The organism is Methylotuvimicrobium alcaliphilum 20Z (assembly GCF_000968535.2).
Classification (GTDB): domain Bacteria; phylum Pseudomonadota; class Gammaproteobacteria; order Methylococcales; family Methylomonadaceae; genus Methylotuvimicrobium; species Methylotuvimicrobium alcaliphilum.
On sequence record NC_016112.1, the window covers coordinates 3,750,414 to 3,762,940 of the forward strand.

A 12,527-nucleotide genomic window follows, 5' to 3' on the forward strand; every position below is an offset into this window, starting at 1 on the left:
CGCGCATAAAAAAGGGGGCATTATGCCCCCTTTTTGGCTGAAGTAGAAGCGGTCAATACTTTTCGCTGGCCAAATTATCGTGAACGATTTTCGGCGTAACGAAAATCAGCAGTTCCGATTTGTCATCCAATTTCTCGTTTCTCCGGAACAAAAAGCCTATGCCCGGAATATCGCCAAAGAACGGTATCGAGTTTTTCAAGTCGCTGACCGTGTTTTCGAACACACCGCCCAACACGACTGTTTCGCCGTCCAGCATCTGCACATTCGTGACGATCGGCGGTTGCCCGAGTATCGCTCGGTTAAAGTCGGGTTCATTTTTGGTGATCAATAAGCCCATCTGAATCGTACCGTCCGGCGTGATTTGCGGCGTCACGTCGAGCACCAATTCGGCTTCCTTGAACTCTATATTGGTACCCAAATTACCGCTTGATGATTGAAAAGGCACCTCGAAGCCCTGTTTAATTCTAGCTTGACAACGATCGGAAGTCATAACTCTTGGATTTGCAACAATTTCTGCACGCCCCTCGTCCTGCAATGCCGTCAATTCCAGATTCAAGACGTAATCGGCAGCCCTCGCCAACGTCATGCCCAAAGCACCATAAGGTGTCTTGTTAAATGCCTGCAAACCCAGATCGACCAGCTGATCGCTTATCTCACCAATGTTGCCATCGGCATTGGGCAAAGCATTGGCGTTTGATTGAGTCCCAGCACCACCTATAGCGAAGGACTTACCTGAACCAATCGCAGCCTGTTTAGTTACACCAAATCTCACTCCCAAGTCTCTTGCAAAAGTATTGGCGGCAATCACGATGCGCGATTCTATCATTACCTGACGCACCGGCAAGTCGAGCTTCGCGATCAATTTGCGGATCTCCTCGAGCCTCTGGGCGGTTTCGCGGACAATCAGCGTATTCGTACGCGCATCGACGACGACAGTTCCGCGCGGTGACAACATCGAATAGTCTTCTTCCCCCTCCGTTCCGGACTGGCGCCTCAATTGCGCGCTGGAGCCGCCGCCCATTCCGCCCATAGCACCACCCATGCCACCCATTCCGCCCATAGCACCACCCGTTCCGCCACCCATTCCGCCCTGCGCACCGCCACGTCCCTGCATGCCGCCCATACCAAACTGGCCGGTGGTTTGACCACCCTCACTCTGCTCAGGTACGATGCCGCATTGCCCGAACGTACCCGCATCGAAACCATACAATAGATTCTTAAAGCCCTCTGCACGCGCGAAGTTTATTTTGATGTACTCGGTGCGAAGCGGCTCCAATTGCTCGACTACTTTTTCGGTTTCACGCTGCTTCTCTTTATATTCCTTGATCTTGCCGACCGGCGCGATCAACGTAACATTACCGGTGTGGTATTTTTCCAAGCCTTTAGTCATCATGATGAAATCCAGCGCTTCGTCCCACGGCACGTCGTCGAGTTTCAAGGTTATCCGCCCGGTTACTTCGTCGCCGGCGACAACGTTCTGTCCGGTAAACTCGGACAGCAGCGTAATCACACTACGAATTTCGATATCTTGAAAATTAAGCGACAAACGATCGCCGGTATAACGGTCTTTCTGGCTATCGATAAAGTCTTTTTCGGCCTGTGTCAACGGTCGAAACTCGACCGTCAGCATGCCTTCCGACTGGAACTGAGAATATTCGTAAAGCGGGCTCTGTAAATCGACAGTAATTTTGGCTTCTTGACGACTACTGACCGCATCGAACGATTTGACCGGCGTAGCAAACTCGGATACGTCGTAACGTTTCGAAAGCCGCTCCGGCAAACGGGTGTTGACGAAATAAATTTCGACCTTACCGCCGACTTCACGGGTATTGACCATCGTATTCGGTTCGCTCAACGAGACCAAAATACGTCCTTCGCCACGCGGTCCACGCCTGAAATCCACGCCCTTGATACCTTGTTCAGGCAAAAACTGCGCCATCACATCGCTTCTCGCTTGTTGTGCAGCCGTAGCCACGATCGATGTCTCCGGACGAACGACAGGCGCCTCAGCCTGCGCAGCCCCGGTTAACGTGACGAATACTTTATTTCCTTCCGTACGTGTTTCATAAGGCACCGAAGAAATCAAATTAATGACGACTCGTAACCTGCCGCCGGATTCGGCGACATACACGCTATCGGCGGCATCTAAATTGATCGGAAATTTTTTCTTGGATAAACCGCTTTTAACGCCGCTAAAGTCCAACGCAATTCTTGCGGGGTTGTCGGTATGAAAAACCCGAGGAGCCGGCGCCGGCCCGTCCAGTTCCAATTGCAACTGCAAGCGCCCCCCCGACAATCGAGTAAAATCTAGATTTTGAATTTGTACTTCACTCGCTTGAACGGCAAACTGAAAAACACACAGGAAAATTCCCGCGAAGATTGTTTTCCATAGAGGCTTGGTCACTCTGTTCATGTTTTTGCTGCCTTGAATACTCATTGTTTAATCCCCAACATCATTCGGACAATGCCAATGAAGTTTGCTGTTCTCGCCATGTTCCCGGCTTATCGGGAACGATTTCCATCAATTCGATTTTATCCTCATTGATACGAATAATTTTACCGTGATTCCTACCCATGTAATTACCTTCTCGTACCCGGTGGATAGTGCCGTCTCCGGCCTTGATCAAGCCCCATAACACAGCATCCTTAGTGATGGTTCCCACCATTCTCAAGCTGTCCAGAGAATAGGTTTCCAATTGCTCCTTGCGACGGGTAGGATCGGGCCTAATCCCTCTCCCTGTTCCGGCATCGACAAGCTCGGCTTCCATAGCTTTTTCTATGGGCCGGAACGGATCGCGTAAACCGCTCGGTTTATAGATGAATGGCTCGATCACTTTGATTTCAGGAAGCGGCTCTATTTGCGTTTTCGGCCGGGCCTTGACTTGATTGATATATTGCACCAAATCGGACTTATCATCGCTCGAGCAAGCACTCAGTAACAACAGATTCAACAAACCTAAGGCCGCAAATGCACCATATTTAAAAAACGCGCCGCCAAATCGACTTTGCCGTGACCTTGAATCGGTTAGCGATAAAATACTCGACTTCATCTTCTACCTCTTCTTTGCTGAGGCTTTGCCGGCGCGGGGCCTTGCTCTCCCTCGTTATAGGTCTTGATCGTAGCGTCCATGACCATCTTATCGGACGTCTCGCCTTTAGCTTGTTGCGAAACAGGGCTTATCTTAACGTCATGCACGGTCACGATCCTCGGCAATGAAGCCAGACCGCTCACAAACAAAGCCAACTCTTCGTAACGTCCGATAACTTGTATATTGATCGGGAGCTCCCAATAAAAGTCGCGGCGCACCGGATCTGTCGGCCTAAACAGTCTGAATTCCAAACCGCTCGCCAAGCCGGTCTGCGAAATATCAACCAATAAATTCGCCACTTCGGAGCGAGTCGGCATTTGTTTGATGATTTCAGTCAGCGAATCCTCGATCTGTTCTAACTGCGCCTTGTAATCCGGTAGATTGATCGCTTTTTTTTGTTTAACCTCGAAGCTACTCTTCAAATCGCGCTCAGTCTGTTCCAATCGTTCCAACGCTTCTAATTGATCGGCGGTATCGTAATAATAACCGCCGACCGCAACGAGTATGCACACGATTGCAATGACTACGGCTTTAACCGGTGTCGGCCAGGTCCCGGCCTCATTAAAATCCCAATTAATTTCAGACAGATTCATCAGTTTTTCTCATCTTCGGAAATCACGCCAAGTTTCGCGATAAGAATAAAATCGCTGAGCTGATCGACTTTGGTTTTTTGTTGAGACTGAATGATGTTCAACTTTGGACTGTGCAGCCACTCTGAAGCCTCAATCGCCCGCATAAACGCCGATACCCGCGCATTCGATTCGGTCTTGCCGTTAAACGTCAATACCTTATCGGACTGCACAAAGCTTGTTAGAAAAACGCCGTCCGGCGTCCTTCTAGCGACTTCATCGAACAGGTGTACAATCAGGGGCCTACTTTCCTGCAGCTTTTGAATCACATCGATCTTAGTCAGTAATTCGGTTTTCTTTTCTTCGATGTTTTTAATTTCGGCAATTTTCTTGTCGACCGCAGCGATTTCATTCCTGAGCATTTGGTTCCGACTTTCCTGATACGACATTACGTCGTCGTAATGCATGTGAACCGCAAAAATCAACACCAGGGTTAAGGCAATCGACAACAAAGCAGCAGTCAAGAATTGCTGTTGCTGTTGTTTTTTAAGCTCGGCTCGCCAAGGGAGCAGGTTAATTCGGGCCATTAATCGAAACTCCTTAGCGCAAGACCGCAGGCAATCATCATCGCCGGCGCATCGCTACTTAAACTCTGCGGTTTCACTCGATTCGATAAAGCCATATTGATAAACGGATTGGCAATAAAACAGGGAATACTCAAGTTCTGCTCGACCAGCTTTTCGACACCGGGTATCGACGAGCAACCGCCCGCCAAAATAATCGAATCGATCGTTCTATTGGCGCTCGATGAAACAAAAAATTGGAGCGATCGGGCGATTTGCTGAACCATCGCCTTCTTAAATGGCTCCAATACGTCATTGATATAATTATCGGGAAGACCGCCATGCCGCTTGGCAAGACCGGCTTCTTCGTAGGACAAACCGTAGCGGCGTTGAATTTCATCGGTCAACTGCCTTCCGCCGAAGCCTTGTTCGCGCGTATAAATGGTTCTACCGTCCGCAATGACGTTCAAAGTCGCCATTGTCGAACCGATATCCGAGATAGCGATAGTCTGACCTTCGCTAGAACCGGGTAATTGATCGGCGATAAGCGCAAAAGCGTTTTCCATCGCAAACGCTTCGACATCGATGATCTTGGCTTTTAAACCTGCCCTATCCAAGGCTTCGATGCGGTCCTCGACATTTTCACGACGGGAGGCGACCAAGAGCACATCAACCATTTCGGAGTTTTTAGCGTTTTTTCCCTGAACTTCAAAATCCAGGTTGACCTCATCCAGTGCATAAGGCACATATTGATCGGCCTCGACCATGATTTGTTCGTAAACTTCTTCGTCCGAATAATTAGCAGGCATCGTTATGATTTTGGTCATAACCGCCGAACCCGCAACCGCGACGCAGGCATATTTGACTTTCGTTCCGGATTGTTTGATAGCTTGTTTGATGGCGTCAGAGATTACATCGACATTCGCGAAATTTTTATCGATAACGGCATCCTGCGGTAATGGCGCGACGGCATAACTTTCGACTCGATAACGAGGACCGTTTTTCGATAATTCCAATAACTTAACGGCTGCCGTGCTAATGTCGATACCGACGACAGGCACATTTTTGCGACTAAACCAGTTCATCGTGGAACCCTTGTAAAACATTGAATTGTTGTTGCATCGAATACTCTGTTGCCTATCTAGTTATCGATGATGCATCATTATTAGGGAGCATATAAGTCATTAAAACGAGAGCACATCCTTGTGTCAGGTTAGAGTACCAATCACACAAGCACTAATATCAATACACCCGATCAAACTGCACAGACATCAGTATAGTAGTGTTTTTAAATTACATAAAAAAATATTCATTCTGCTTTGATTTCGATCGCTTTTTCAAACCGAATCACATTTATCGCCTAACCGACGACAGAGAATTTTCAGTATCGAAAATCAAAGATTTAGTCTCCGTCCATGGATATATTCATTGTTTTCCAAACTCAAATATTATCCGTTATACCTTTCGGCGAGTCTAAACAGCGTAGCCCCGGATTGCGCTACGCTCCATCCGAGCTACGTGCTTTAATAACAATTTGGAAAAGAGCAGATGTGGTGTGGCCGTTTTTAGCTTGATGCGTATGGTTGCATAACCCGCCCCGCCCCACACACTCTCACTAGCTCAACAAAGCGACAGCTCTTCTGCGGCAGCAACAAAATAACATGATTTTCGAACATTTATTAAAGTTTGTGTTGCTCAAAAGTCAAATCAAGTATATTTTTAGCAACAGTCAACGTCAGATTTCTTTTTATTCAACCCGTTAAGAATCAATCAAACCTGACGATATAAACAAAACCAAGTGTAATTATTCAGCATAAGTCATGCATGAGAAGGTGTCAGGCATTGATTTATAAGGCTGTCTGCAACAGGACGTTGCAGTCAGAGCTTACAGGGATGTATTCACGCGTCCTTAGAAATCAATGCCTGACACCAACCTACCGCATGCGCTGAATAGTTACAACCAAGTTAAATGTTCAGCCACTCTTTGAAAAATAGAAGAGACCACATCAGCAACTTGTTTAAATACAAGGTGCTAGGCAATAACATCGGCGCAATTACAGTAGTGGTACAAACCGGAATACTTCGTGATAATTAAATTAGTGATCACCTTTTTTAAATGGCTCAGCGTGCTTTTTCTAATCGGCCTGATATCGGCGGCGATCTACGGCTATCTGTTATTAGAGCGCCTTTCCGATGAACTGCCCGATGTTAACCAACTAAAGGATGTTCATTATCAAACGCCGCTACAAATTTATAGCAAAGACAATCTTTTAATCGCTGAATTCGGCGAAAAAAAGCGCAATCCCATCACGATCGACCAGGCTCCAAAAGAGCTAATTCATGCATTTCTAGCGGCCGAAGACAAACATTTTTACGAACATCATGGTGTCGATTTTGTAGGCCTATTTCGTGCGGCGTTAAAACTCGCCACCACCGGTAAAAAGGAACAAGGCGGCAGCACGATCACGATGCAAGTCACACGAAACTTTTTACTGAGCCGAGAAAAAACCTACACTCGTAAATTAAAAGAAATACTTCTATCGCTCAAGATAGAAGAGACTTTTTCAAAAGATACGATTCTCGAACTTTATTTGAATAAAATCTATCTGGGTCAACGCTCCTACGGCGTTGCAGCCGCCGCTCAAACCTATTACGGCAAATCCTTAAACGAACTCACGCTGGCGGAATCCGCAATGATAGCAGGCCTGCCTAAAGCGCCTTCGGCCTACAATCCTATCGTCAACCCGGCCCGGGCAATGGAAAGACGCGACTATGTATTATACCGAATGCATAAAATCGGCTATATCGACCAACAAACTTACCAAGCTGCCCTCGCCGAAGCCAATACAGCAAGAGTGATTCATCGCGGCATCGAACTGTCGGCGCCTTTTATCGCAGAAATGGCCCGGCAAAAAATTCTTGAACTTTACGGAACTCAAGCATACGGTTCGGGGATGAAAGTCTACACGACGATTACCCGCCCTCTGCAAAACGCAGCCACACGGGCTTTAAGAAATGCGGTGCATAGCTATGACGAGCGCCACGGATACCGTTTTAAACTGCCCGATGCTCCCGCTCAAAAAACCGACATCGACAAAATGCCGATCATCGGCGATAGCTATCCAGCTCTGATCAAACGAATCGACAACGACAAAGCCACCGTTCAATTACGCGGCGGAAAGAACGTTGAAGTACCATGGAACAACATGAAATGGGCGCGCAAATTTATTTCAAGAAACGCGCGAGGGGCAGCTCCGCAATCAATCCACGATCTATTCAAAATCGGCGACGCCATTTTTGTCAGACAACTAAACGATAAAACCTGGGCTTTAGCACAAATACCGGAAGCCGAGGGCGCCTTTGTCGCCATCGACACGATCGATGGCGCGATATTGGCATTGGCCGGCGGTTACGACTTCAATCACAACAAATTCAACCGAGTGACACAGTCGAACCGACAACCGGGATCGGGCTTTAAACCCATTATCTATACAACAGCCTTGGAAAAAGGTTACACGGCAGCATCGCTAATCAACGATGCACCGATCGTCTTGGAAGGCTCAAGACCCGGGCATGAATGGCGTCCGGAGAATTACAACCGAAGATTTTCCGGGCCGACCAGCCTAAGAGTCGCGCTTCGACAATCCAAAAACCTAATTTCGGTTCGCTTGCTGCTGAATTTAGGCATCAAGCCCGTCGTTGAGACCGCCATGCGCTTCGGGTTCCAAAAGAATCAGCTGCCCAATAGCTATACGCTTGCACTGGGTAGCGGCCAAGCCACTCCACTACAGATGGCGCGCGCTTACGCAGTCTTCGCGAACGGCGGCTTTCTAATCGAGCCTTATTTGATCGACCGGATTGAATCCGGGGACGGTAAATTACTATACCAAGCCAATCCTCAAGTCGCCTGCCTGGACTGTACCAGCGAATCACCCTCATTCATCAATCAAGCACCGCGCATCATTACGCCGCAAATTAATTTTTTAATGAACTCTCTGCTGCGCGACGTTGTACAAAGAGGCACCGCAGTCAAAGCGAAACGACTCGGACGCACCGACCTTGCAGGAAAAACCGGCACGACAAACGATCACCGCGATGCATGGTTCAACGGCTATAGCACCACCATCTCCGCTACGGCATGGGTAGGGTTCGACAACTTCAACAGCCTGGGCTACAAAGAAACCGGCGGCGCTGCTGCCTTGCCGATGTGGATGGAATTCATGCAGGCCGCTTTACAAGACAAGCCGGAAATCCCTTTAACGCCGCCGGAAGGGGTTGCCAAGATGTATGTCGACGCCGAAAGCGGCATGATGATGTCGGCAGAAATACCGGGCGGTATTTGGGAGTTTTTCGACACCACGCAGCAAGCGCACATGCATACGAATTTCGAATTCACGCCCCCCGACGAAGCCCATTTCAGCGAAAGACATCCGATTGAAACGCTGTTTTAAGCCCTAACAATCATGAAGAAGTTTCCTGATTAGTAAGATGCTTCAGCTTGCCGAAGCCGAGTATCCGAGCTGGGGCCAGTCGTAGTCGCAAAAACTAAAATATGCTGTTACCCAATCTCCAGCTTGGGTAACCTGTTCAGGAAGCTCTAGCTTCTCGACAATCAAGAAAGATTGAACGAGCGAGCGAGTCGGAGTTGATTGAGAATGTGCGGAGGTTGTGTCGGTCTCAGGAAGCTGGAGCTTCCGGATTATCTTTCCCAAGCTGGAGCTTGGGAAAGAGCATGATGTGGGTTGGCCGTTTTTAGCTTGACTCGCATGGCTTGCGAACCCCGTCCTGCTAGGGATGTGCTGATCTTTGGGCTTTAGCTGAAGAAACTTGCTAATCAGGAGAAGTTTTCGTCAATCTGTATTAAATAAAGTAAGAGGTGAGAGATTACTCGACAGGACGCAGTGAATAAGTCTTTGTAAACTTAATGGCAGATCGAGCCCCAAGGGCGGCATGAACACAGATTTGCATAAAGATCATCCGCCATGCTCGGCACCATTAGCTTCGAACCTGACCTGATAGCGCATATATTGCTCAGTCTCTTCCAACAAGCGCAACAGCACCAAACGCCCCTCCTTCAACGCAATCTCGGTGCCCAAATTAAACTTCTTATGCCCGGGAAGATAGCATTGATAATGCCCTTCGTAACTCTCCATGATGAAAATCTCGGCAGGCGATGAATCGGCGGTGGTAACCGCAAACGGACTTTCGGAAACCAATTCTAACAAAGCGCTCTGGTATAGCGATTTTTTTACCGACACAATAGGTCTTGCAATCGCCAGCAAAGGCTGCAAGCTTTGCCCATAAAGAATCAGCAAGCTATTTCCTTCTACTGGCAGTTTCAAATATTCCGCAAGATAAATCGCAGGCAAACCGGTTTTAAACGTTTTAATAGCGCCGTATTGCAATTCGATTTTTTCCTGTTTTTTTTGCCTACCCCAAATTTCATCATTGCTGACCCGATGAAATACTTTTTCTTCAGGCTCGGGGTCGGCCGCCAATTCGAAATACTCCAGTATTTTTTCAGGCTTCGGCGTATTGATTAACGAAACCAGGCCGCCGCGAATATGCTTATGCAAAAACAAAGCAGTCTGCTCATAACCCGAAACGAAAGCATAATACTTAGGCAAAACGCGCTCCGTCCTCCTAACCAATTGCTGATAATTAGACAACGAATTAAACAAAGCGGCGCTATAGGTAACCGGCAAACTCACCTGTGTATTCAACACGGCTTTAGTCAAAGCTTCTGCATGAAAAGTCAGCACCTTCAGACCTTCCGGCTTTACCACCAAAGGCTCGGGGTGCTTACCGCGTTGATAGTCCCAATAAAAACCCGTCTGATGTTCAAATAACGTCAATAAAGCGTGCTGTTGCGTGCAAAAAGCAAATAAGGCCTGAATCTCATCACGATTAAAGCGATAAGGATTACAAATAACAAACAGTAAATTTCTCCGCAAAGCCTTTGCACCGCTATTCAACGGCTGAAATGCCGGCAAGGCCGACGTGATCAGCGTATCCAACCCCGCCTCTTGAGCATGCTGATAGGCGATCCCCATATCATGCCAAAACGAACCAGGTAATCGCTCATAACTCAGCGCGCGATGAAAACTGCTCCAGCCAAGCATTTGCAAGGCATAATTAGCATGCAAAGCCTTATTAGCCGCATCGGTTTGCGCTAAATGATTATGCAACTGGGCCAGATATACCATCAACTGCGAAGACAACCGAGCCAACTTATAGAGATCCGGTTTTTGTATAATAATCCGCTCTAAAAATTCAACAATCTTAACCACCACCGGATCGAACAAATCGACGACTTGAGCCAACTCCTCGCTATCGAGTCTCTCGCTTTGCTGGACCAGTAGATTCAATGCCTTTAACACCTCGCTACCGACCGCCACCGCATCAGGCGAGTTCAATTGACTGAACCAATGTTTTACGGACGAACGATTTAATTCAAAAGGCAGGTTCATGACGAATAATGATACTTTTGTGACAAATGCGTTAATTCTAGCGTTTTTGAATGAAATTGAAAGAAAGTTATCAAACTAAATCAACTATACCTATACCTTTCGCACTTCAAATTTCGGCAGTGCTGGGTTCACGGGTAAGGAACGAGCATGAAATAACTTAGACAACTGTTGGAAGGGGGGGGTGGCTCGATTAGCAGGTATCGGCGGCAGGAATAGCCGCCGTCAAGCCTACATGGACGTATTCACGGCGTCCTGTCAAGCGAGTCACCAAACCGCCACAAAGCCTACTACTTGTATAAGTTATTTTGTGCATATTCCTAAGCATTCAGTCCCCCTCTTTGAAAAAGAGGGGCTAGGGGAGATTTTTTAACTAAATCCCCCTTTTTCAAAGGGGGAAGCCAACAATACGCCTGGATTGCGGTAATTTGCCAACGGGGTCTGAATACTTACGTTCACGGAGGTACACGATAGACACATCGCATACCTTTTTATTCTTAGACGGTTTTTTAATCAAAAGGGAGTAAGTTACGGGACAAAATTCAAGCCGGAAACTCTTCTGACGAAGGCTTTAGCTTTATAGACGCAGACGCCTGAATATTAAGCAATTCTTCTTCAACGCCGGCAGCATGCGTCAATTCCGCGACATTTTGTTTAGTGAAAAAGCCGTCGAAATCGCCAAATCGCTGCACATATTCAATGATTAACGACGAATGCTCCGAAGCACTTGAAAATATCTGCTTAATACCCTCTTCTCTCGAACCGATAACATCCAACAAAAACTTTTTTCCCTGACGAGAGATCTCACTCACCACGTAGTCGATATTTTCCATGCCATTATATTCGCCGTCATTAACACCGATCGCTAAATGATGCAGGCGAGGCCCGTAATTACGGACGAAGGTTTCGGTCGGCGATGGTAACTTTTCCAAGTGATTAACAAAATATGGCGTGTTGTTAGCCGTAAACACTTTTGCAGGACTATTAATCTCATCCGCAAAGTGCACGCTTTTAGTCACATTGGTTGAAGAATTTTGGTCTTTGATATCGTATGAACCCCAATAAAAATAACTCGACAGCGATAGCCATTCGAGAATCGCAGTTTCGCGATTCTGACTATAAATACGTGTTGCCAAATGATCGATGGGATTCAATAACTTATCGATACCGAGCTCTTCCTGCAGCTCCTTGGCTTGCCGATAAGCAGCTTGTACATCGTCTCGAATCCGGGAAAGCCCCAATGAATACACTCTGATCTGATCTTCCGGTCGCTCCATATAAGCGACAATATTATGGCTATAGGGTGAAGGCTTACTGATCGCCAAATTACCCGGCAGCTCCAATCGACGAATCTCATCTTGCGAAAAAAAGCGAAATTCACGCTCTTGTTGCAAACGCGTCACCTCGCTCATGTTTTCCACTCGAAGAATTTCACCCATATAACGACTGTTCGGCTTACTCGCACCAATTGGGTAGACTTCATTCAAGCTTCGAAAAATACCCATAGTCGATGAGTCTTTAACCTCTCTAATCAGCAGATCGGGCGAATTCATATCGATACGCAATATATGCGTCCAATGGGACTCGCTTTCAAGCGTCACGAGATAATGATAAGGCGTCATTAAACAAAGCTCGCCGACATAGCGAATAGAGTGGCCAGGATCCACGGTTATCATTAGCGCGTCAATCTGCCCTATCATGTCGGTCAAACCGACACGATCCCGTTCGGTCAAAAGCTCGCGCAAATAGTGTTCGAAAAAATCGGAATTCTCTTTGTCGCCGTGGCGTGGGAAAGAAAGTGATTTCATGGTATGTCTTCCTGAAATTTGTTCTTGCATC

Annotated in this window: 8 protein-coding genes; 1 reads left to right on the top strand and 7 read right to left on the bottom strand. The window is 47.2% G+C overall.

Annotated features, from left to right (window positions below; translation table 11 throughout):
• Nucleotides 1–52: 52 nt before the first annotated feature.
• Genes pilQ through MEALZ_RS15815 form a run of 5 tightly spaced genes read right to left on the bottom strand, consistent with a single transcriptional unit; the run spans nt 53 to nt 5,306 of the window.
• Nucleotides 53–2,413: a type IV pilus secretin family protein gene (gene pilQ / locus MEALZ_RS15795; protein WP_223842319.1), complete on the bottom strand. Its 2,361-nt coding sequence runs from the start codon at nt 2,411–2,413 to the stop codon at nt 53–55.
• A gap of 40 nt (nt 2,414–2,453) precedes the next feature.
• The gene (locus tag MEALZ_RS15800; RefSeq protein WP_014149660.1) at nt 2,454–3,050 is read right to left on the bottom strand and encodes a pilus assembly protein PilP; all 597 of its coding nucleotides are present in this window, start codon (nt 3,048–3,050) and stop codon (nt 2,454–2,456) included.
• The gene (locus MEALZ_RS15805) at nt 3,047–3,682 is read right to left on the bottom strand and encodes a type IV pilus inner membrane component PilO (RefSeq protein ID WP_014149661.1); all 636 of its coding nucleotides are present in this window, start codon (nt 3,680–3,682) and stop codon (nt 3,047–3,049) included. The genes MEALZ_RS15800 and MEALZ_RS15805 overlap by 4 nt, the downstream gene beginning before the upstream one ends.
• Nucleotides 3,682–4,245, bottom strand: a complete 564-nt coding sequence (locus MEALZ_RS15810) for a PilN domain-containing protein (RefSeq protein ID WP_014149662.1) — start codon at nt 4,243–4,245, stop codon at nt 3,682–3,684. Before MEALZ_RS15810 ends, MEALZ_RS15805 begins: the two co-directional genes overlap by 1 nt.
• Entirely contained in the window at nt 4,245–5,306 is a 1,062-nt protein-coding gene (locus MEALZ_RS15815; RefSeq protein WP_014149663.1) for a pilus assembly protein PilM, read from the bottom strand. The genes MEALZ_RS15810 and MEALZ_RS15815 overlap by 1 nt, the downstream gene beginning before the upstream one ends.
• 999 nt (nt 5,307–6,305) lie before the next feature.
• Between MEALZ_RS15815 and MEALZ_RS15820 the strand changes: the two genes are divergently transcribed.
• Nucleotides 6,306–8,672 carry a penicillin-binding protein 1A gene (locus MEALZ_RS15820; RefSeq protein ID WP_014149664.1) on the top strand — a complete coding sequence of 789 codons (2,367 nt, stop codon included), beginning with the start codon at nt 6,306–6,308 and terminating at the stop codon, nt 8,670–8,672.
• A 522-nt stretch (nt 8,673–9,194) separates the two neighbouring features.
• On the opposite strand, the gene MEALZ_RS15825 is transcribed toward MEALZ_RS15820, so the two are convergent.
• Together MEALZ_RS15825 and MEALZ_RS15830 are read right to left on the bottom strand one after the other, a co-directional pair.
• The gene (locus MEALZ_RS15825; RefSeq protein WP_014149665.1) at nt 9,195–10,691 is read right to left on the bottom strand and encodes a hypothetical protein; all 1,497 of its coding nucleotides are present in this window, start codon (nt 10,689–10,691) and stop codon (nt 9,195–9,197) included.
• Between the two features lie 539 nt (nt 10,692–11,230).
• Nucleotides 11,231–12,496: a hypothetical protein gene (locus MEALZ_RS15830; RefSeq protein ID WP_014149666.1), complete on the bottom strand. Its 1,266-nt coding sequence runs from the start codon at nt 12,494–12,496 to the stop codon at nt 11,231–11,233.
• Nucleotides 12,497–12,527 lie beyond the last annotated feature (31 nt).